Source organism: Serratia sp. 3ACOL1 (assembly GCF_003668775.1).
Classification (GTDB): Bacteria; Pseudomonadota; Gammaproteobacteria; order Enterobacterales; family Enterobacteriaceae; genus Chania; species Chania fonticola.
Map to the genome: position 1 here is coordinate 3,879,964 of NZ_CP033055.1, position 21,978 is coordinate 3,901,941.

The following is a 21,978-nucleotide window of genomic DNA, read 5'->3' on the forward strand; positions in this document are numbered from 1 at the left end:
ACAGGTGACAAATCGGTGACATCGGGTTATTTTCTACGATGATGGTTTTATTGCCGGAGATACCAGCACAATGGCGGATAAGTTTCACATTTTGCTTCTGAACGGCCCCAATCTCAATCTGCTGGGGACGCGTGAGCCGGAAAAGTACGGCAGCGCTACGCTGGCAGAGATTGTTAACGGATTGGAAAACCAGGCGCTCGCGCTAGATATCACCCTGAGTCATCTGCAGTCCAACGCCGAGCATGCGCTCATCGATCGCATTCATCAGGCACGCGGCAATACGGATTTTATCCTGATTAACGCTGCCGCGTTCACGCACACCAGCGTGGCGTTGCGCGATGCACTGTTGGCAGTACAGATCCCGTTTATCGAGATCCACCTGTCCAACGTGTACGCTCGTGAGCCTTTCCGTCATCACTCCTACCTGTCTGATATCGCGGTAGGCGTGATCTGTGGCCTCGGCGCGGATGGCTACACATTTGCTTTACAGGCAGCGGTTCGCCGTTTGTCAAAAACCCACTAATTGCTACACAAAAAGAGTACGGAATCACACTCATGGATATTCGTAAAATCAAGAAACTGATCGAACTGGTTGAAGAATCAGGCATTTCTGAACTGGAAATCTCTGAAGGCGAAGAGTCGGTTCGCATCAGCCGTGCCGCACCGGTGCAGGCTTACCCAATGATGCAACAGTACGCAATGCCAACCCAGCAGCAGCAACCTGCTCTGGCCAACGCCGTTGCCCCTGCTGCCGCAGAAACCCCAGCAGCACCAGCGGCCATGAGTGGCCATATCGTTCGTTCACCAATGGTAGGGACCTTCTACCGCACCCCAAGCCCGGACGCGAAAGCCTTCGTGGAAGTGGGCCAGAAAGTGAACGCCGGTGATACTCTGTGCATCGTTGAAGCCATGAAAATGATGAACCAGATTGAAGCGGACAAATCCGGTGTGGTTAAAGCGATCCTGGTAGAAAACGGCCAACCGGTTGAATTTGACGAGCCACTGGTCGTCATCGAATAACGAGGCGCACCATGCTAGATAAAATTGTTATCGCCAACCGTGGCGAGATCGCGCTACGTATCCTGCGCGCTTGTAAAGAACTGGGCATCAAAACCGTTGCCGTTCACTCAAGTGCCGACCGCGATCTGAAACACGTTCTACTGGCGGATGAGACCGTTTGTATCGGCCCTGCACCGTCAGTTAAAAGCTATCTGAACATCCCGGCCATCATCTCCGCCGCCGAAATTACCGGCGCCGTGGCGATCCACCCGGGTTATGGCTTCTTGTCCGAGAACGCCGACTTTGCCGAGCAGGTAGAGCGCTCTGGCTTTATCTTCATCGGCCCACGCGCCGAAACCATTCGCCTGATGGGTGACAAGGTTTCTGCCATCAGCGCGATGAAAAAAGCCGGCGTACCTTGCGTACCAGGCTCCGACGGCCCGCTGACCGATGACATGGACAAAAACCGTGCCTTCGCCAAGCGCATCGGTTATCCGGTGATCATCAAGGCTTCCGGCGGCGGCGGCGGTCGCGGCATGCGCGTTGTGCGCGGCGACAAAGATCTCGAGCAATCCATCTCCATGACCAAAGCGGAAGCCAAAGCGGCTTTCAACAACGACATGGTGTATATGGAGAAGTACCTGGAAAACCCACGCCACATCGAAATTCAGGTGTTGGCAGACGGCCAGGGCAACGCTATCTATCTGGCTGAACGTGACTGCTCCATGCAGCGCCGCCACCAGAAAGTGGTCGAAGAGGCACCAGCACCGGGGATCACCCCAGAGCTGCGCCGCTACATCGGTGAACGCTGTTCAAAAGCCTGTGTGGAAATCGGCTACCGCGGTGCGGGTACCTTTGAGTTCCTGTATGAGAACGGCGAGTTCTATTTCATTGAAATGAACACCCGTATCCAGGTGGAACACCCGGTTACCGAAATGATCACCGGCGTGGATCTGATCAAAGAGCAGTTGCGTATCGCTGCCGGTCAGCCGCTGTCGATCAAACAGGACGAAGTGAAGGTACAAGGCCATGCGGTGGAATGCCGTATCAACGCCGAAGACCCGAACACCTTCCTACCAAGCCCAGGCAAGATCACCCGCTTCCACGCTCCTGGTGGTTTCGGCGTGCGTTGGGAATCTCATATCTACGCTGGCTATACCGTGCCGCCGTACTATGACTCCATGATTGGCAAACTGATCACCTACGGTGAAAACCGTGACGTGGCGATTGCCCGCATGAAGAACGCCCTGGCTGAGCTGATCATTGATGGCATCAAAACCAACATTGAACTGCAGCAGAAGATCATGACCGACGAAAACTTCCAGCATGGTGGCACCAACATCCACTATCTGGAGAAGAAGCTGGGTCTGCAGGAAACCTGATTATCGGTTAACGATATTGGGCTAATAAAAAACACCGCATGAGAACTTCTGCGGTGTTTTTTTATTTGGAGAGAGGGATTTTGCCCCTCACCCTAACCCTCTCCCAAAGGGCGAGGGGACCGATCGAGTTAAGCTGAAAGTGTAGTGATTCATCATTAGCACCAGCTGACTCACCTTGATTCCGAAGCAGCACGGGCCAATCAAGAACTCCGGACAGCTCCCTCTCCCTGTGGGAGATGGAACCGATCGAGTGAGTCTGAAAACTCAGTGACACACCTTGGCTGAGGGGGCGATAAAATTTGCTGAGATGACTCAATTACTGCCAAATGTGCAGGGGCTAACAGCTCCCTCTCCCTGTGGGAGAGGGTTGGGGTGAGGGGTATCGCACCCATAGGCATACGCCCGCAAGACCTCCTGGATCTTGTCGATAATCAGGCTATGTGGGTCACCGGCACACTCGCCAGCCATCAGGCGCGGGAATTGCAGCGGGAAATACTGGCTCAGCATACCTAACGGAATGGTTACTCCGCTCAGGTTTGCCACCAGCTTGTCGATGGCCGCGCTGATGCGCGCCTCAGGCCAGTAATAGCGGATCCGATCGGACAAGCTGTAGTGCAAATCGATCATCGCCTTCGAATGGCGCGGATCGTAATACTTCTTCCAATACTTGGGCTCATCCTGCATCACGCTGTCGATCACCGCCAGCACGTGGCTCTGCTGTTCTGCGGCGATCAGCTCCTTCTCGATCAGCGCCAGGCTGAAGATCGCCTCACGCAGGGCAAAGGTCAGCGCCGGGCCGACTTTCAGGATCGCAAAGTGATCGCGCACCAACTGGCGGAATGCTTTCGGGGTTTGATAATCCGTAGAGTGGGCCTCAAACACCAACGGCGTTGATTCAATCATGGCGGAAAGCTGGCGCGCCTGCTCCGGCTGATAGTGGATCACCGTGGAATGGTCGAACTCGACTCCCGGTTGAACCACCAGCCCCACCACTCGCTCCATGGCCTGCTCCAAACCTAAGCGAGCAAATGCCTGCCGATGCGTCTCGATGGTCTCGGCGGCATCCTGTGGTCGCGTGACGTGTACCTGAGCGATAGCGTGGCTTTCCCCGCCTGGAACCGGCACTTCCGTACCTATCACGTAGCTCAGCTCCTGCCGCTGCTCTGGGGTGGCTGCCGCTTCCGCCACCGCACATAGCCGTGCCGCACGCTCGGCCACCACCGTTGGTGGCAAAGGAACTGGATCGTCCGCGCAGGACATGGAAGCATCCAGATGAATTTTACTGAACCCGGCCTGAACGTAATCGGCAATCAGGCGTTCGGCTTTCTCCATCGCCTGCTCAGCGGGTTCATCCTGCCAGCAGTTCGGCCCAAGGTGGTCGCCCCCCAATATCAACCGTGACTGCGGGAAGCCAACCTTGGCGGCAATGGCATACACAAACTCGCGGAAATCCGCCGGTTTCATTCCGGTGTAGCCGCCAAATTGGTTCACCTGGTTGGAGGTGGCTTCAATCAATACCTTACGCTGGCTAGCCAAGTCAAAACACAACGTGGCTTCGATCACCATCGGATGTGCCGAGCAAACCGAACAGATACCAATATGCTTGCCGCTTTTATGCTGCTGGATAATAGATTTCATACTTATGGCCTCATTTACCCGTCGCCTTTCAAGTCGCAGGGTAAAGCAATGTCCTGAACTGAATATTCAAGACGTTGGAATGTTATTTACAGCGCGCCGACCGGCACGACCCGTTGCTGCTGCAAGAAAGCGTCGATTTCAGCGAAGGTGGAGGTCCCCTCCATTGGCCCACGCCGGGTCACCGCGAGCGCACCGCAGGCATTGGCATAGCGCAGCGCCTGGGAAACGCTGTGCCCCTGTAACCGGCAAGCAATGTAAGCGCCGCCAAAGCAGTCACCCGCCCCGGTCGGATCAACCTCGTCTACGGCATAGCTGTCGATATGCAGGGTTTCATCCGCGGAATAATAGCTCGCCCCGTTACTGCCGCGTTTCACCACCACTTCTTTAATGCCGTCCTTCAGGTAGCGCGCAATCGCTTCATCCAGCGTGGTTTGGGAGGACAGCAGCATGACTTCGCCTTCGCTCGGCATATAGATATCGGTCAGCTCCAGCACGTAATGCAGCGCATCACGCATCTCGGGATATTGAGCATTTCCTTGCGGATATTCGGATCGAAAGACAAGGTGCCGCCGTTCGCTTTGACAATCCCCGCCGCCTTCTTCACCGCGTCCACCATATGGAAGGAAAACAGCGATGAACCCATGATGTGGAAGTGCTGGCAGTCTTGCAGCAGCTCAGCGTTTACATGCTCGGCCGATAATTTCCCGCAGGCTGCGTTCTTGATATTGAAAATAAAATCGCGATCGCCGTTGGAGTGGTAAGTGACGAAGGCACTGCCGGTCGTCTCATGCGGTAGGACGCGGATGCCACGCGTATCTACTCCGTCAGCCTTTAAGCGCTCGATATTCAGCGTGCCGAAACCGTCATTACCCACGCAGCTGATAATGCCGCACTGCCCGCCCAGCTTGGTCACCTGATCGATAAAAATCGCCGGGGCACCGCTGGGGAAAGGACCATTCCATAAGCCTGGATGGGTAAAAGATTGGCCAACTTTATCGGCCATGATCTCAACCAGGATCTCGCCGATGGTATAAATTTTTCTCATTGTCCCGTTCCTTATTCAAATCTGCCTGTGATCGTTAGCCACGTTTCTTCTTGTTTCTGACGTCGACATACACCGCGATAAGGATCACCAGTCCCTTCACCACCATTTGATAGAAATAAGGCACGTTCATTAAATTCATACCGTTGTTGATGACCCCGATGGTCAGCGCGCCGATCATGGTGCCAATCACCGTGCCGTAACCGCCATTGAGGCTGGTGCCGCCCAACACTGCGGCAGCGATAGCATCCAGCTCATAGCTCAGCGCGGCGTTAGGCTGGCCGGAATACAGGCGCGAGGCCAGGATCATGCCGCTGATGCCCGCCATCACGGCGGTGATCATAAAGACCTTTATTTTCAGCGCGGAAACGTTAATCCCCGAATAGATCGCGGCCTCTTTATTGCCGCCGGTGATATAAATTTTGCGGCCAAAGGTGGTTTTCGACAGGATGAAGTGGTTGACGATCAGCAACACCAACAGGATCCAGATGGGGATCGGGATATAGAGAAACTCGCCGTTGCCCAGCGCCAGAAACGCCTCGCTTTTAATCATGATCGGCGTGCCGTCGGTGACGATATAGGCGATGCCCCGGAAGATGCCCATCGTCGCGACGGTTACGATAAACGACGGGATACCGGCCAGCGCAGTCAGGCTACCGTTAACCAGGCCCAGCACCAGCGCGGCCATAATCGACAGCGGGATCACCAGAATAAACGGGATGCCAAACGACAGGCCAAGCGCGGCAAAGGTCCCCACCAATGCAATGGTTGACCCCACCGAAAGATCGATATCCCCCAGCAGCAGCACATACGTCATGCCATAGGCGGTGATGGCAATGATCGAGACCTGCAAAATAATATTGGTAATATTATTCACGCTCAGGAAGCTGTCGTTGATCACGCTGAACAGGATCACCAAGGCCACCAGGCCCGCCAGTATGCCGCCGTACTGTTTGGCGGCTTTTGCCAGTTTCCCTGGCCCGTTGAACGCCGAATGGCCCTCGGCGGCCAGCACTTTATCGCTCATTATTTCACTCCTGTTGCTGCGGTCATGACCTGGGTTTGCGTGAGTCCATCGGTGGCAAAAACGTCGGCGATCTGCTTGGCGCGCATCACCACCAGCCGATCGCTGAGCGCCATCACTTCCGGCAGTTCGGAAGAGATCAAGATAATGGCGGTGCCCTGTGCAGCAAGCTGGCGTATGACGTTATAAATCTCGAACTTGGCACCAACATCCACGCCGCGCGTTGGCTCGTCGAGGATTAAGATCCGTGGCACCTTTTCCAACCATTTCGACAGCACAATCTTTTGCTGATTGCCCCCACTCAGGGTGCTGACCAGTTGGTGCGGCGAACTGACCTTGATGTTCATCCGCCGGATTGCCTGCTGAGTTTTCGCCTCTTCATGCTTATGGTTGATCAGGCTGGAGCCCGCATACTGAAAGGCCACGTGATGGGTGTTCATGCTTACGTCATGCATCAGCACCAACCCCTCCTCCTTGCGGTTTTCCGTCACGAAGGCGATGCCATGCTCTATCGCCTGCTTTGGATTGCGAATAGTGACTACCGCCTCATCGATAAGAATTTCACCCTGGTAACCGGTCAGGCCAAAAATGGCCTTCATTACGTCTGAACGCCCCGATCCCACCAGCCCAAAAAAGCCCAGCACTTCACCTGCACGCAGTGAGAAATGGATATCGTGAAACAGTTTGTCCTGCGAAAATTGCCTGACTTCCAGCACCGGCACTTGCTCTGCTGAAGGAGGTTCGCCGATGCGTGGCGGGTAGATATTGGTCATTTCGCGGCCAACCATCTGGGCAATCAGCCGGTGAATATCGGTCTGGTGTTTATCATGGGTAGCAATGAACTCGCCGTCGCGCAGCACCGAGATATCATCAGATACCCGCATGATCTCATCCATGCGGTGCGAGATATAAATCACCGCGCAGCCGCGCTGTTTCAGCTTGTCGATGATGCCAAACAGGATGTCGGCCTCGTTATCGCTCAGCGACGACGTTGGTTCATCCATGATCACGACATCTGCTGGGTAGCTCAGCGCCTTGGCAATCTCTACCAGTTGGCGCTGGGCCATCGACATGGTGCCGACAATTTGCTGTGGATCGAGCGGAATGGCCAAGTCCGCCAGCAGGCGTTGGCAATCATTCACCATCTGGCTATCGTTAATAAAACCAAAGCGGGTTGGCTCATTATTAGCGTAGATATTTTCTGCTACGCTCATGTTATTGCTCAGGCTCAGTTCCTGAAAAATAATCGCGATACCCAACTTTCTGGAATGCTGCGGGTTGTTAATAGTGACGTTTTGCCCTTTGAGGAGTATTTCCCCTTTGGTCGGTGGATAAATTCCTGCCAGGATTTTCATTAGCGTGGATTTACCGGCACCATTTTCGCCCAGTAGCGTATGGACTTTACCTTTGCGTATTTTCAGGCTGACATTTTTTAATGCGTTAACATGGCCGAAACTTTTGGCTATTTCCGTTACCGCCAGCACCGTATCCGTCATTATTTCCTCCACCCACGTGGCCTCTCACCCCAGCCCTTTCCCAAAGGGAGAGTGGACCGATCGAGTTCGTTGGTTTCTCTGTGTAATACCCAGTCCTCTTGCTTCTTACTACTCACTTCCCGAAGCAGCACGGACCAATCAAGCACTCCGACCAACTCCCTCTCCCTTTGGGAGAGGGTTGGGGTAAGGGTTAGCCACTGAAGCTTGGGATAACGAGCAGTGTTATTTACCGGTATAAACGCCAGGCGCAACTGGAATCAACTTGGCAACTGGCTTGCCATTCAGATGGTCGACGGCAGCATCTATAGCCTTGGCTCCCATTTGGTCTGGGTATTGGCGGATAACTGCCACGAAGGTCTTGTCGCTATCGACGGCGTCGCGAGCCTCTTTCATCCCGTCGAAACTGATGATCTTGATATTGTCGTTACGCGCGGATTTGGCGGCGATCACCGCAGCCAGCGCGGCATCATCACCAAAACCAAACAGGCCGTTCAGATCTGGGTGCGCCTGCATCATATTCTGCGCCACGGTTAACGCTTCCGCCCGAGTGATGCCGGTTTGGATCGCCACAATCTTCACGTCAGGCGTATCGGCCAGCCCTTTCTTGAAACCGTCTACACGTGCCACCACCGATTGCAGCGCCGGATAATCGATAATCGCTACCTTACCTTTACCGTTGAGCAGTTTGCCCATCAGCTTGCCCGCTTCGACACCACCGGCGTAGTTGTCGGTAGCCACGTGAGTGACCACCGGCACGCCCTCGGCGGCCACATCAACGGTAATCACCGGAATACCGGCTTTCTCCGCTTTGATAATCGCCGCCTGTACGCCTTTGGAATCCACCGGGGAAATAATAATGGCGTCGACCTTCTTGGTAATAAAGTCTTCTACGTCGGAGAGTTGTTTATTCAGGTCCTGATTGGCAATTGAAATATTCAGCACCACGTCGTCTTTCTTGGCTTCCGCTTTCATTGCGTCGGCCAGATCAATATAGAAAGGATGCTGTTGCGTCAGCAGCGATGCGCCAATTTTATATTCCTTGGCTAACGTTGCCTGCGAAAATACGGCCAAACCGATGGCCAGTACGGAGCCTAATACCGTTAATTTATGCATGATCTATCCTCAGTTTTTATTATTGCCGCTTGTTTTTTCTTACTGTTTTGTAGGGAAGTTATTAATATTTACAGCTGACCTTCACAACCACATACGCCAATCACTTTTTCCACCACCCGTTGCATGGCGCTTTTCGCTGGCTGCATATAATGGCGCGGGTCATTGGCATCAGGATGCTGGTGGAAATACGCTTTCAAAGCATCCGAGAAAGCGATTTTCAGCTCGGTAGCCACGTTGACCTTACAGATGCCTAAACTGATACAGCGGCGGATATCGCTATCGCTCAGGCCAGAAGCCCCGTGCAACACCAGCGGCACTTCAACGCGATCGCGGATCTGTTCCAGGCGGGCAAAATCCAGCTTGGGTTCGGACTGGTACAGGCCATGCGCGGTACCGATAGCCACCGCCAGCGAATCGATCCCGGTACGGGCAACAAACTCCACCGCCGCCTCTGGAGAGGTGTAGATAGCGTCTTTCCCCTCCACGATCAGATCGTCTTCCTGGCCCCCCAGGCGGCCTAACTCTGCTTCAACGCTAGCGTCGTAGCGGTGGCTGTACTCTACGATTTGTTTGACCAGCGCCACGTTTTCTTCAAAAGGAAAGTGAGAGCCGTCGATCATCACGGAACGGATCCCGGCGTTGATCTTATGGTAGATATCGGCGGGATCTTCGTGATGATCCAAATGCAGCGCCAGCGGGATCTGATACTCGTGCGCCAGCGCCTTGACGATCATGATGATGTTTTCCAGCCCGCCGTAACGGTAAGTGCCGGTCGTTCCCGCCAGGATCACCGGCGAACGATACTGTGCAGCGGTTTCGACCACCACCTGCAAGGTTTCCAGGTTGTGGATGTTGAATGCCGGCACCGCGTACCCTTGCTGCTGCGCTTTCTGCAGCATGTTTTTGCTTGAAATGATGTACATCGATTCTCCTCGATCCCGCACCTGATACCGCAGTCGGTGGTTACAAAATGAAAACTTATTCGGACAAACTTTCTAAGTGAAACCGAATATAGAGATAAAACGCGCAAAAAAGCGTGACAGGGATCGAATATTATCAAATAACTTTCAAAACGTAACTTAACTAAATATTGATTACGAAACATAAGACATGTTCCGGTGTTTGCGCGCTTAAGATCGCCATGCCACGGGTATACATCCACCCGGAAATAGCATCTAACAATATGAATAATAGTAAAAATATATGCTTTCACGCTCATCCATCGCAGACTTTCAAAATAACGAAAGCCTGCGTGGGTATTACTTTCAATTAGAAAGTATGAAGGATATAGTAGCCCTTATTACCGTTTAACGATGGGGGCGAATGTGCCCAGAAAGTCATCTAACCTGCTGAAACGCAGATTGAAAATTGCTGAAATCGTCGGCCAGCAGGGGGAGATCAAGGTCGAAGATCTTTCTGCCCAGTTGGGGGTTTCCGGCGTGACGATCCGTGGCGATCTCAGCTATCTGGAACAGCAAGGCTACCTCAAGCGATCCTTTGGCGGAGCCATTGCAACCCCAACACAGCCGTTGGCGGCACCGATCGAGCCAGGGCTCGCAGTAGCCCCGCTCACGTTGGCTAACCAGTTGGAAATCGCCCGCCACTGCGCCAGGATGATTGCCGATCGCGATACGCTGTTTCTCGGCCACGGCGACATCTGCCGCAAGGTCATCCCGTTCCTGAGCGGGCTGAAAAAGCTGCGGCTGATCGTCAACGACCTACAGCATGCGATCCTGGCCGATCAGTTTTTGGACGGTGAGATTATCGTCGCGGGTGGGGAGTTGATCCGCTCGCATACCGCGCTGAGCGGTAAAGCGCTGGATAGCGTGATCCAACAGTTCACCATCAACCACTGCATTCTTGAGGCCAGCATTACGGACAGCTCCGGCATCCTGAATATCGACCAGCCGCTGTTGGCGTCCCATTACCAACGCTGCCTGGACAAGGCGCAGAACAAAACCGCCATCATTACCCACTTGCCCATTCAGGCCAGTGCGATCGGGACTATCGGCCACCTCAGCCAAGTAGATAATCTGGTGACCAACCGTGGTGTGAATGAACATTATCAGCAGCAATTATTCGAATCCGACTTCAGCATCCGCTACACCAATAACGAATGTTTTACCTGGGCCAACCGGGAAACGATCGGGGAATAAAGGGGCACTTATGTCAGTTAGCATCTGCACGATGGGTGAGTTACTGGTTGAATTCCTTTCAAAAAATTATAATCAGGGATTCACTCAGCCAGGCGAGTTTCTTGGGCCGTTCCCCAGCGGGGCACCGGCTATCTATGCCGCTCAAGTGGCGCGGCTTGGCTTTGGCTCCACGCTGTTTGGCTGCGTGGGCAACGACGATTTTGGCCGCCTGAATATCGAGCGCCTGCGTCTGGAAGGCGTGATCACCGACGGCATCAGCGTGATCGACAAGGCACCGACCGGTACGGCGTTTGTCAGCTATCGCAATCCGCTGGAACGCGATTTTATCTTCAATATCCCCAACAGCGCCTGCGGCTTCTTTACCGCCGACCATATCGATCTGGGCTTGCTGAACCAGTGCCAACATTTCCACATCATGGGTTCTTCGCTGTTCTCATTCCGCATCATCGATGCCATGCGCCGGGCGATCCAGATCGTCAAGGCCAATAAGGGGACGGTGTCGTTCGATCCCAATATTCGCAAAGAGATGCTCAATATCCCGGAGATGAGCCAGGCCTTCGATTACATCCTCGAATATACCGATATCTTCCTGCCGAGCGAGGGAGAAGTGCACCACTTTGCCAGCAGCAAAAACCAGCAGGAAGCGGATATCGTGCAGGAACTGTTGGCCAGCGGCGTGAGCCATATCGTGATCAAGCGGGGCCAGAAAGGGGCCAGCCATTACCAGCAACAGAACGGCCAGACGCAGGAAATACACACGCCAGGCTATAGCAGCAAGATGGTCGATCCGACCGGAGCGGGCGACTGCTTTGGCGCGACCTTTGTCAGCCTGTTCCTGTCCGGCTTTAGCGCAGAAAAAGCATTGCAGTACGCCAATGCCAGCGGTGCCCTGGCGGTTTCCCATAAGGGGCCGATGGAAGGGTTATCCAGCCTGGCGCAGATCGAGCATTTTATTGCACAACAGGCGTAAAGCCCATCAACCGGCCAGCCTTTGGCCGGTTTTTTATGCCGATTGCCAACATAACGGCTTGGCAAAACCGTCCCTTATCGTAAAATCCCCTCCTTTGCCAATCCATAACCGTAAACCCCTTGGAGGCACGGATGGAACAACGCTTTGTTCAAGCTAACCGCGAAGCACGCTGGGCACTGGGCCTGACGCTGCTTTATCTGCTGGCCTGGTCGCTGGCGGCCTATCTGCCAGACAGCAACGCCGGGATCACCGGGCTGCCACACTGGTTCGAAATGGCCTGCCTGCTGGTACCGCTGCTGTTTATTGGCCTGTGCTGGCTGATGGTACGCGGCATCTTCCGCGATATCCCTCTGGAGGATAGCGATGCAAACTGAGGTCATTCTGCCGCTGATTGCCTATCTGTTGCTGGTGTTTGGCCTTTCGGTGTATGCCTATACCCGTCGCCAAAGCGGTAACTTCCTGAGTGAATATTTCCTCGGTAACCGTTCGATGGGCGGCTTTGTGCTGGCCATGACGCTGACCGCCACCTATATCAGCGCCAGCTCGTTTATTGGTGGGCCTGGTGCAGCCTATAAGTACGGCCTCGGCTGGGTGCTGCTGGCGATGATCCAACTGCCCGCCGTGTGGCTTTCACTTGGCGTGCTGGGGAAAAAGTTTGCCATTCTGGCGCGGCGCTACAATGCCATCACCCTTAACGACATGCTGTTCGCCCGCTATAAGAGCCGTTTGCTGGTGTGGCTAGCCAGTCTAAGTCTGTTGGTCGCCTTCCTTGGGGCGATGACGGTCCAGTTTATCGGTGGCGCACGCCTGCTCGAGACTGCGGCGGGCATTCCTTACGACACCGGCCTGCTGATATTTGGTATCAGCATTGCGCTGTATACCGCGTTTGGCGGCTTCCGTGCCAGCGTGCTGAACGATGCTATGCAGGGGCTGGTGATGCTGATAGGCACGATATTACTGCTGGTTGCGGTGATCCACGCGGCAGGCGGCTTGCACAGCGCGGTTGATAAGCTGCAACAGATCGATCCAGCGTTGGTCTCACCGCAAGGTGGCGATCAGATCCTCAGCCTGCCGTTTATGGCTTCGTTCTGGATCCTGGTGTGCTTTGGCGTAATTGGCTTGCCGCACACCGCCGTGCGCTGTATCTCGTATAAAGACAGCAAAGCCGTGCACCGTGGCATTATCCTCGGCACCATCGTGGTGGCTATTCTGATGTTTGGTATGCATCTGGCTGGTGCCCTGGGCCGTGCGGTGCTGCCGGATCTGAAGATCCCCGATCAGGTGATCCCAACGTTGATGATCACCGTGCTGCCCCCTTACGCCGCAGGGATCTTCCTGGCCGCCCCGATGGCGGCGATCATGTCGACCATCAATGCGCAGCTGCTGCAATCCTCTGCCACCATCATCAAAGACCTCTATCTGGGCGTACGCCCACTGCAGATGAACAATGAGAAGATGATCAAACGCTTCTCCAGTCTGACTACGCTGATCCTCGGATTACTGGTGCTACTGGCCGCCTGGCGTCCGCCAGAAATGATCATCTGGCTGAACCTGCTGGCGTTCGGCGGGTTGGAGGCCGTATTCCTGTGGCCGTTGGTGTTGGGCCTGTACTGGGAACGCGCCAACGCGCAGGGAGCCCTTAGCTCAATGGTCACCGGTGCGTTATGCTATACGCTATTAGCCAGCTTCGGCCTGCAACTGGCCGGATTGCACCCTATTGTGCCTTCGCTGTTACTCAGCCTGTTGGCGTTTTATCTCGGTAACGTCTACGGCGAAAAGCGCCAGTTGGCGTCGTCCTTACCCTCTTGAGAGAATTGTTATGCCTTGGATCCAACTAAAACTGAACACCACCGGCAGCCAGGCAGAAGACCTGAGCGATGCGTTGGTTGAAAGCGGCGCAGTGTCGGTCACCTTTCAGGACACCCACGACAACCCGGTGTTTGAACCGCTGCCGGGCGAAACCCTGCTGTGGGGCGATACCGATGTGATCGGCCTGTATGATGCCGAAACCGATATGGCCGAAGTGGTCGCCATACTGGAACAGCACCCGTTGCTGGGCAACGGTTTCCGCCACAAAATCGAGCAGTTGGAAGATAAAGACTGGGAACGTGAGTGGATGGATAACTTCCACCCGATGCGTTTTGGCGAGCGCCTGTGGATTTGCCCAAGCTGGCGTGACGTGCCCGATCCGGACGCGGTAAACGTCATGCTCGACCCAGGCCTGGCGTTTGGCACCGGCACACACCCGACCACCGCGCTTTGCCTGCAATGGCTGGATGGATTGGATCTGGCCGGTAAAACCGTCATCGACTTCGGCTGTGGCTCCGGCATCCTGGCGATTGCCGCATTAAAACTCGGTGCCGCCCGCGCCATTGGCATCGACATCGATCCCCAGGCCATTCAGGCCAGCCGCGATAACGCGCAGCGTAACGGTGTTTCAGAGCGTCTGGAGCTGTATCTGCCAAAAGACCAACCCGCCGATCTGTTGGCCGATGTGGTGGTGGCGAACATTCTCGCTGGCCCGCTGCGTGAACTGGCACCGTTAATCAGCGACCTGCCAAAATCCGGCGGCTATCTGGGCCTGTCAGGCGTACTGGCGACTCAAGCCGCCAGCGTAGCCGAAGCCTATCAGGATAAGTTCAACCTCGACCCGGTGGCCGAACGCGAAGAATGGTGCCGCATTACCGGCCAACGCAACTAGTTACATTTTCCCCGCTTGCCAAAAACCATCGGAAATTTAAACAGTTCCGATGGTTTTTTCTTTTCCTAAGAATCCGCCAGTTTATCCCGACACTTGCTAGGCGTATTCTCCAGCTCGGAGTGAAGGCGGCCCGCAGCATATGAGCCTCCCACCCAGGATAATTGGTATTTTCATTGGACAAGGATTAGGAAATGAAAGGAAAAATGTTGCTTGCCGCCCTGTTGGCCGCCAGCTTCTCGATCGGGGCCTCAGAACATGCTCATTGGGGCTATGAAGGCCAGGAAGACCCGGCACATTGGGGTAAGCTTTCACCCGATTTTTCACTGTGTGAAACCGGTAAAAACCAGTCCCCGGTCAACATCCAGGGCGCACTGAAAACCCAGCACGGCAAGCTTGAGCTGGCTTTCCAGCCGGGCAAACAGCAAATCGTCAACAACGGGCACACCATTCAAGTCAACGTCAGCGAAGGTAACACCCTGCGGTTGGATAACGACACCTTCACGCTGCAGCAGTTCCATTTCCACGCCCCGAGCGAAAACGAGATCGACGGCAAGCAGTTCCCACTGGAAGCGCACTTTGTCTACAAGGACAAAGACGGTGCCCTGGCGGTGCTGGCCCTGATGTTCCAACCAGGTAAAGCCAATCCGCAACTGGCACAGGCCTGGCAACAAATGCCTGCCGCCGTCGATCAGACCGCCGTGCTGAACAAGCCGCTGGATATCAAAGCGCTGCTGCCGAAACAGTTTAACTTCTACCGCTTCAGCGGTTCACTGACGACGCCACCCTGCTCTGAAGGGGTCAGTTGGTTGGTGCTAGATCAGCCTGTAAGCGCTTCTGCCGAACAAATCAGTCAATTCCACTCGGTAGTGCACCATAACAACAATCGTCCGGTACAGCCGCTCAACGGCCGCGTCATCGTCGATTGATTTTTGCCTGCTACATCTGCCGCTGCCCTCACTGGGGTGGCGGTAATTCCCAGCACCATTCTTGCCGATTTGTCAAAGTATTAAGCTGAGAATGTTACAAATAACCTGATGTTACGATCTGTTATTACCGGCGCGTAAAGATAAAATCCTGCCGTTAATGGAATATTTTAGCGTACGCAAATTAAGCACAATCATACAAAGCATTGTTAAATAACCATAATATTTTCATCAAGGGTGCATAAACGCACTTTTATTGCCCAATAACTGTCGATTGGTCAAAGTTTGGCCTTTCATCTGAATGAAAAAATGCGTAATATACGCGCCCTTGCGGACACAGTATGGTCAGTCTTTGTCTATGCGCATTGGACACCACCAGTTAACAAATTGCCTGATTGCGGCCCCGATGGCCGGCATCACAGATCGCCCATTCAGAACCTTATGTCATGCAATGGGTGCTGGGATGGCTGTATCCGAAATGCTCTCCTCCAACCCGGAGGTGTGGCGCACGGATAAGTCACGTCTGCGTATGGTACATAGCGATGAACCAGGGATCCGTTCCGTGCAAATAGCCGGATGTGATCCTGATGATATGGCCGCCGCGGCGCGCATTAATGTGGCCAGCGGTGCACAGATCATCGACATCAATATGGGGTGCCCAGCCAAGAAAGTGAACCGGAAGCTTGCAGGGTCTGCGTTACTGCAGTACCCGGATCTGGTTAGACAGATCCTCCTCGCGGTGGTTAACGCGGTGGATGTGCCGGTAACACTTAAGATCCGAACCGGCTGGGAACCAGAGAACCGTAACTGTGTAGAAATTGCCCAACTGGCCGAAGATTGTGGTATACAGGCCCTGACGATTCATGGCCGAACCCGTGCCTGCCTGTTCAACGGCAACGCGGAGTACGACAGCATTCGGGCAGTTAAGCAGAATGTCTCCATTCCGATCATCGCGAATGGCGACATTACTGACCCGCATAAAGCCAGAGCAGTGCTCGACTACACTGGGGCTGATGCCCTGATGATAGGCCGTGCTGCTCAGGGGAGACCCTGGATCTTCCGGGAAATCCAGCATTATCTGGACACTGGGGAGCTGCTGCCACCGATGCCACTTGGCGAAGTGAAGCGCTTGTTAATAGGGCATATTCGGGAATTGCACGGCTTTTACGGCCAAGGCAAGGGATTCCGGATTGCTCGAAAGCACGTCTCTTGGTACTTACAGGAGCATGCCCCTAATGACCAGTTTCGGCGCACATTCAACGCCATAGAGGATGCCAGCGAACAGCTGGAGGCGTTGGAGGCATATTTCGAAAATCTTGCGTAACAAAAAAGAGCTGACAGAACTATGTTCGAACAACGCGTAAATTCTGACGTACTGACCGTTTCAACCGTGAACTCACAGGACCAAGTGACTCAAAAGCCTCTGCGTGACTCGGTTAAGCAAGCACTGAAGAACTATTTTGCTCAACTGAACGGTCAAGACGTTAACGATCTGTATGAGCTGGTACTGGCTGAAGTTGAACAGCCACTGTTGGACATGGTGATGCAGTACACCCGTGGCAACCAGACCCGTGCTGCCCTGATGATGGGGATCAACCGCGGTACACTGCGTAAGAAATTGAAAAAATACGGCATGAACTGATACTAGTCAGTCAAGCTGTTGAAAAAAGGCGCTTTTATCTCATTTGATAAGCGCCTTTTTCTTTTATCATACCGGCCTGTCAGAAACGCCAGGTGGCCGAAAGGTTGCCCGCTACCGAGTCATAACCAGAACGGAACAGCTCGCTCTCTACCCCCAAGCCCAGCTCCACATCCCTATTGATTTGGTAACGAACCCCGGCTTTCACCCCCATGGAGTCACGCCCAGTCACCTGATTCTTGTTGCTGAAGCTCGCCGCGCGGTAGTTGGCGAAAGAGGCTTCTTGCGATACGTCGCTATCCAGCAACTCATGATCCCAGGTCAGTTGCAGATCGGCAGCAATAGCAGCGCCCGAAGAGAGCGGAAGATCCCAACTGCTGTTGACCCCAATGCTGGAGCGCAGAGAATCAAAAGTGCTCGAACCTAGCGCCAGGCGGCTACTGTCGTTGCCCGTTTCCGTCACGCTTGGGCGATGCAGGGTAGTGTAATTCAATGCGGCCACCGGTCCAGCGCTCCATTGATCATTCAACGCCCAGCGATAACCGCCACCAGCCGCAACAGAACCCGCCAATCCGGTCCAACTGGCATGTTGGCTCGCTTGATAAGTCTCGACGCTGATGCTGCGATCCAAACGGCTATCTTCTATGCCAAACCGGCCATTGCCGAATAAATACATCCCCGCTTGCCGATCGGCGGCATAACGAGCCTGGATACCCAGATCGAAAGCCGTGGTTTTACCGCTGGCGTTCTCCGGTGATTTGACCGTTACCGATTGTCCACTGACCGCACCATGGAAGCCATAAACCCAGTCGCTATTCTGTTCGCTGCGCTTGTCTGCACCAAAGACTATGCCGTAGCTGCTGGCATCATAGCCAACCTGACTACCCTGGCGCTGCTGCCAGAAACCGCCACCAAAGGGTATGGCAAAACTATGCCATTCGCCTGCAACCTGTTGCTCTGGCGTGGTGGGATGAGATCCGCTGACAATCCGCGTAATCTGCTGTTCACGATTGAGAGAGCTGGCGAACATCGCACTGTACGCAGCAGGGGATAGTTGCGGCAAAGCACTGCTGATGCTCCCACCGTCGGCGGCAGAAAAGTCCAGCGTGCGGTACAGCGGCTGGATGTCTGCACCTGCAACCGACACAATGTGGTCCAGCGCCTGGCCGACCTGCCGCGCATTGCTGTCCTGGGCATACTGGCTGTAGGCGTTGTCTGCACGCAACATCGCGAGTTGCCAACGATCCTCACCCTGCGGCGTTGCCTGCAAGGCCAGCGTAGGCGAACTGAGTAACCCGTCCACCGTGCTGAATTCTCCGCTATGCGAGGTGGCTTTCAGCATCTCGCCCGAATCCAGCCGCCAGTCTGTGGCATACCAGTCTGGCTGAGGCGCAAACGTTAGCTGACCGTTGAATGCAGCATGGCCATTAACCACCAGGGTATCGTGTCCACCACGGCCATCGACCTCTAACAGCAACTGCCCCTTCTCGCCCTGTTGATAGAGGCCGGTGACCTCGATTTGCCCTAGCGAGTTACCCGGCGCAAGGATACCGTCATTCACAAAGCGGCCCGCCGGGTTCAAGGTATAATCGCTGTTGCCAGCCAGCGTGGAGCCTGGTGCGATAGACATGCTGTAAATCTGGTGGTGACCATTAAGCGAAGTGATCCCCCGCGAGTGCTCAGCGCCAGATTGTCGATACCTTCAATATTTCCCCGATAGTTGAACCGGAATTTGGGGTCTGCCTGATCGGTTGCCTGCCCTTGCAAATTGGCCAGGCGCCCAAAGGTAAACTGGGTCAGGCGCTGCTGGCCATGCTCATCCAACTGGTTATAATCCGAGTAGATATTCCCTTCCAGCTGAGCACCATTTAATAGATTGATATTGTTGACCAGCGCGTTTGGCGAGATATAAATCGCCGCACCTTTAGCGGCAACCCGGCCGCTAATATCCGCATTATTGACCAGCGCCCCCTGTAGCTCCGGCAATAATGTTGCAACCTGTCCACCAACATAATGTATCCAGGATCCCCGGTAATCCACATCGTTGCCCAGCAGGTTATTGCCAAAATCAAAACTGAGAGCAACGCCCTTAGCGCCTAGCGCTTGAACATCGCCACGCTGAATGAGATTGTGGTTCTTGCCATAAGCAAACATCACGCCGCGGCCATTGGCCCCGTCGGCGTATACGCGAGTGCCTGGCTCAACGTTCAGCGTGTTGTTTTGCCCATCGATACGAATACCTGCCCCACCGGCGCCCTGTGTTAACAGATCCGCTTGCTGGAAGATGTGGTTATTGCTGCCGTAAACATGCAAGCCAACGCCCAATGTCGCGGTATTATACTGCCCCTCGATGTAGCCATCGCCCTGCTTGTTACGTAAAAAGTAACCATGTCGATTAACCAGCGTCTGCCCATCACCGTAGAGCGAAGAGCCGAAGAAATTACGCCGATCGATCTGATAATCCATGTCCTGCAATAACGCCAACTCGGCTTCCATAAACGTGGTGTAGTTGCGGTAATCCTGATGGCTCATCATGCTGTTTTTCAGCTCGATATGGCTCATATAGTTATCGTCAACCGAGCCATCGTCAGCCAACATTCTTACCGGAACGCCGGGCATGGCTCCCGCCAGCACTTCATCCACGTGTTTGCCCGTGAAATATCCCTTATCGAGGCGCACATCAAAGCCTTGCGGATCCCATGAGTTATTGCACCCCTCGCAAAGTATGACCTGACCGGGGCGTGCCGGATTTCCATTGTCATCACGCAGATGCGCAGTCCAGGAGCCGAAAGGCATATCGGTGTCAAAAGCTGGAGTAAATGTCCCCTCTCCAGCCAAATCGGTGGCCATATTAGAGATACCCAACCCATGAGCCAGTTCATGAACGGCAACACTGACCAGATCCGTTTTTCCGGAGCGGGGTAATTGCGCTGGGACATAGGGAATATGATCAAAATCCATTTTTCCCATGATAAATTGGCCATGAGAACCGAAGGTTAACTCGCCGGTATCAATACCGTTCAAAGCCCCCTGCAATTGTGTAATGGTGATTACACCATCGGTGACCGATTCGCTGGAGCCTGCAGCGTTCACATCATCAAAAGTGCCTACGTTGATGATGGCAGGCAGTTGATCGGGTCTGGGGGTAATGACTTCAGCCCAGTACCGCATGGCATCCAGTATTTTTTCTTTCTGCTGTTGATTCAGATCCCAGGTCGACTCAGTTGGCTGCGGTGAATTCGGTATAAAAGGGCCATCACCCACATCAAAAAAGCGGACTTGGAAGACAGCGATATTATTTGTGTTATAGACCAGGTAACTGTCTGCAGCGTAACTATTGTAACTGGGGAAAAAACTGGTTAACGCCGCCGTGATGAATAGCTTTTTCAAATCAACCATCCTTGTGTACAAATGAAAGGAAAAATTTCCTTCAAGTATAGAAGGACATACCTCGTTTAAACAAAGAATCAACATAACTAACAAGAAATACCCCAATAGCCCTCGGATACCCCTTTGTGGACGTATCACCCACCCACTCTCACACCCACGTTTTGTGTGGTATAATCGTGAATACGAGAGCCCCCTTCGCTGGCGAGCAGCCGTCCTTCCGAAGGCTAATAGCAATGCGAACCGCCCTTCGATGTAAAAGTTTAGTCAACGGCTAAACGATCGTTATGACTGGGTGTCAGAGTATGGTATCGCTATTGAGTCGCTTCTTTATGCGCTACAGGTTTCTACCCCCATTTCGCATACAGAGTTGATATGAAGCGTCCACAAACTTTTAAACGTGCGTTACTGCACCCTCGCTACTGGCTGACCTGGTTTGGCCTGGCGGTCCTGTTCCTGCTGGTTCAACTACCCTATCCCGTGCTGCACAAGCTCGGTGGCTGGATGGGCCGCACCTCTATGCGCTTCCTGAAACGCCGCGTGTCGATCACCCGCCGCAATCTTGAACTGTGCTTCCCGGAGATGGATGCAGCAGTCCGCGAACGTCAAATTATCGGTAATTTCGAATCCCTCGGCATGGGTCTGCTGGAAACCGGCATGGCCTGGTTCTGGTCAGATAAACGCGTGAAACGCTGGTTCAACGTGAGCGGCATCAACCACCTGAAACAGGCCCAGCAAAATGGCCGTGGCGTGCTGGTGATTGGGGTGCATTTCATGTCGCTGGAGTTGGGCGGCCGGGCGATGGGCCTGTGTCAGCCGATGATGGCCATGTATCGCCCACACAATAACAAGGCGATGGAATGGGCACAGACCAAAGGCCGCATGCGCTCCAACAAAGCCATGCTGGATCGCAAAGATCTGCGCGGCATGGTGCAAGCCCTGAAGCGCGGCGAAGCCGTATGGTTCGCTCCCGATCAGGATTACGGCCCACGTGGCAGCGTGTTTGCCCCACTGTTTGCCGTTGATCAGGCCGCCACCACCAGCGGGACCTTTATGCTGGCCCGCATGGCTAAACCGGCGTTGGTACCGGTCGTGCTCATCCGCCGCCCGAAAGGCTGTGGCTACGATCTGCTGATCCAACCGGCGTTAGAAGACTACCCAATCGACGATGAAGTGGCCGCCGCCGCCTACATGAATAAAGTGGTAGAAAAAGAGATCATGCGCGCTCCAGAGCAATATCTGTGGCTGCACCGCCGCTTCAAAACGCGCCCGACAGGTTCGCCTTCACTGTATTAAATTCGCTTTCTGGAAGGTGATGTTGATCAGTCGAGATCGGCAATCCCCCCTCACCCCAACCCTCTCCCACAGGGAGAGGGAGCCGTATGGAGCCGAAATCAGGTACGGCAGTCAATCTGTAGCCCCCTATCAATCCCTCGCGCATTTTGTGCTCTCCTTTGAAAAATTCACAGACCCGTTTTTAACTCTGCTGTAACATCCTTTTTTACCCG

The 21,978-nt window shown here is 54.1% G+C and carries 19 protein-coding genes and 1 pseudogene; 12 read left to right on the forward strand and 8 right to left on the reverse strand.

The window, feature by feature from the left end:
• The first annotated feature begins 70 nt into the window (after positions 1–70).
• From aroQ to accC, 3 genes are read left to right on the forward strand one after another with little or no spacing between them, the layout of a single operon-like run.
• Positions 71–523 carry a type II 3-dehydroquinate dehydratase gene (gene aroQ, locus D9980_RS17480; RefSeq protein WP_024483777.1) on the forward strand — a complete coding sequence of 151 codons (453 nt, stop codon included), beginning with the start codon at positions 71–73 and terminating at the stop codon, positions 521–523.
• 32 nt (positions 524–555) lie between these two features.
• Positions 556–1,020: an acetyl-CoA carboxylase biotin carboxyl carrier protein gene (gene accB / locus D9980_RS17485; protein WP_121607972.1), complete on the forward strand. Its 465-nt coding sequence runs from the start codon at positions 556–558 to the stop codon at positions 1,018–1,020.
• Between the two features lie 11 nt (positions 1,021–1,031).
• Positions 1,032–2,381, forward strand: coding sequence for an acetyl-CoA carboxylase biotin carboxylase subunit (gene accC / locus D9980_RS17490; RefSeq protein ID WP_024483779.1), 1,350 nt, complete (start codon positions 1,032–1,034; stop codon positions 2,379–2,381).
• A 312-nt stretch (positions 2,382–2,693) separates the two neighbouring features.
• On the opposite strand, the gene gatZ is transcribed toward accC, so the two are convergent.
• From gatZ to D9980_RS17520, 6 genes and pseudogenes are all read right to left on the reverse strand, one after another.
• Entirely contained in the window at positions 2,694–4,019 is a 1,326-nt protein-coding gene (gatZ, locus tag D9980_RS17495; protein ID WP_121607973.1) for a tagatose-bisphosphate aldolase subunit GatZ, read from the reverse strand.
• An 86-nt stretch (positions 4,020–4,105) separates the two neighbouring features.
• Positions 4,106–5,064 (reverse strand): annotated as a pseudogene (locus D9980_RS17500) (sugar kinase).
• A 34-nt stretch (positions 5,065–5,098) separates the two neighbouring features.
• On the reverse strand, positions 5,099–6,088 hold the full coding sequence (locus D9980_RS17505; protein WP_121607974.1) for an ABC transporter permease: 990 nt from the start codon (positions 6,086–6,088) through the stop codon (positions 5,099–5,101).
• Positions 6,088–7,581: a sugar ABC transporter ATP-binding protein gene (locus D9980_RS17510; protein WP_121607975.1), complete on the reverse strand. Its 1,494-nt coding sequence runs from the start codon at positions 7,579–7,581 to the stop codon at positions 6,088–6,090. The genes D9980_RS17505 and D9980_RS17510 overlap by 1 nt, the downstream gene beginning before the upstream one ends.
• Before the next feature lie 222 nt (positions 7,582–7,803).
• A complete protein-coding gene (locus tag D9980_RS17515) occupies positions 7,804–8,694 on the reverse strand; it encodes a substrate-binding domain-containing protein (protein WP_121607976.1) in 891 nt (296 codons plus the stop codon).
• Between the two features lie 68 nt (positions 8,695–8,762).
• A complete protein-coding gene (locus D9980_RS17520) occupies positions 8,763–9,617 on the reverse strand; it encodes a tagatose bisphosphate family class II aldolase (RefSeq protein ID WP_121607977.1) in 855 nt (284 codons plus the stop codon).
• A 402-nt stretch (positions 9,618–10,019) separates the two neighbouring features.
• On the opposite strand from D9980_RS17520, the gene D9980_RS17525 reads away from it, so the two are divergent.
• The 8 genes from D9980_RS17525 (at position 10,020) to fis (ending at position 17,086) form a co-directional block, all read left to right on the forward strand.
• Positions 10,020–10,850, forward strand: a complete 831-nt coding sequence (locus tag D9980_RS17525) for a DeoR/GlpR family DNA-binding transcription regulator (protein ID WP_024486312.1) — start codon at positions 10,020–10,022, stop codon at positions 10,848–10,850.
• 10 nt (positions 10,851–10,860) lie between these two features.
• Positions 10,861–11,820 (forward strand): sugar kinase, encoded by a 960-nt coding sequence (locus D9980_RS17530; RefSeq protein WP_121607978.1) that lies wholly within the window; start codon positions 10,861–10,863, stop codon positions 11,818–11,820.
• A 131-nt stretch (positions 11,821–11,951) separates the two neighbouring features.
• The gene (locus D9980_RS17535; RefSeq protein WP_024486310.1) at positions 11,952–12,194 is read left to right on the forward strand and encodes a YhdT family protein; all 243 of its coding nucleotides are present in this window, start codon (positions 11,952–11,954) and stop codon (positions 12,192–12,194) included.
• Entirely contained in the window at positions 12,184–13,629 is a 1,446-nt protein-coding gene (panF, locus tag D9980_RS17540) for a sodium/pantothenate symporter (protein WP_024486309.1), read from the forward strand. Before D9980_RS17535 ends, panF begins: the two co-directional genes overlap by 11 nt.
• A gap of 10 nt (positions 13,630–13,639) precedes the next feature.
• On the forward strand, positions 13,640–14,521 hold the full coding sequence (prmA, locus tag D9980_RS17545) for a 50S ribosomal protein L11 methyltransferase (protein ID WP_021180783.1): 882 nt from the start codon (positions 13,640–13,642) through the stop codon (positions 14,519–14,521).
• A gap of 191 nt (positions 14,522–14,712) precedes the next feature.
• Positions 14,713–15,447: a carbonic anhydrase gene (locus D9980_RS17550; protein ID WP_121607979.1), complete on the forward strand. Its 735-nt coding sequence runs from the start codon at positions 14,713–14,715 to the stop codon at positions 15,445–15,447.
• 355 nt (positions 15,448–15,802) lie between these two features.
• Positions 15,803–16,768, forward strand: coding sequence for a tRNA dihydrouridine synthase DusB (gene dusB, locus D9980_RS17555; protein ID WP_037411678.1), 966 nt, complete (start codon positions 15,803–15,805; stop codon positions 16,766–16,768).
• Positions 16,769–16,789: 21 nt separating this feature from the next.
• The gene (gene fis / locus D9980_RS17560) at positions 16,790–17,086 is read left to right on the forward strand and encodes a DNA-binding transcriptional regulator Fis (protein ID WP_000462905.1); all 297 of its coding nucleotides are present in this window, start codon (positions 16,790–16,792) and stop codon (positions 17,084–17,086) included.
• 79 nt (positions 17,087–17,165) lie between these two features.
• On the opposite strand, the gene D9980_RS27060 is transcribed toward fis, so the two are convergent.
• Together D9980_RS27060 and D9980_RS27065 are read right to left on the reverse strand one after the other, a co-directional pair.
• On the reverse strand, positions 17,166–18,713 hold the full coding sequence (locus D9980_RS27060; protein WP_238393649.1) for an autotransporter domain-containing protein: 1,548 nt from the start codon (positions 18,711–18,713) through the stop codon (positions 17,166–17,168).
• Positions 18,662–20,566 (reverse strand): hypothetical protein, encoded by a 1,905-nt coding sequence (locus D9980_RS27065; RefSeq protein WP_238393650.1) that lies wholly within the window; start codon positions 20,564–20,566, stop codon positions 18,662–18,664. The genes D9980_RS27060 and D9980_RS27065 overlap by 52 nt, the downstream gene beginning before the upstream one ends.
• Positions 20,567–20,845: 279 nt before the next feature.
• Here D9980_RS27065 and lpxP point away from each other — a divergent pair, with 279 nt between their 5' ends.
• The gene (gene lpxP, locus D9980_RS17570; RefSeq protein ID WP_121607980.1) at positions 20,846–21,766 is read left to right on the forward strand and encodes a kdo(2)-lipid IV(A) palmitoleoyltransferase; all 921 of its coding nucleotides are present in this window, start codon (positions 20,846–20,848) and stop codon (positions 21,764–21,766) included.
• The last annotated feature ends 212 nt before the right edge of the window (positions 21,767–21,978 follow it).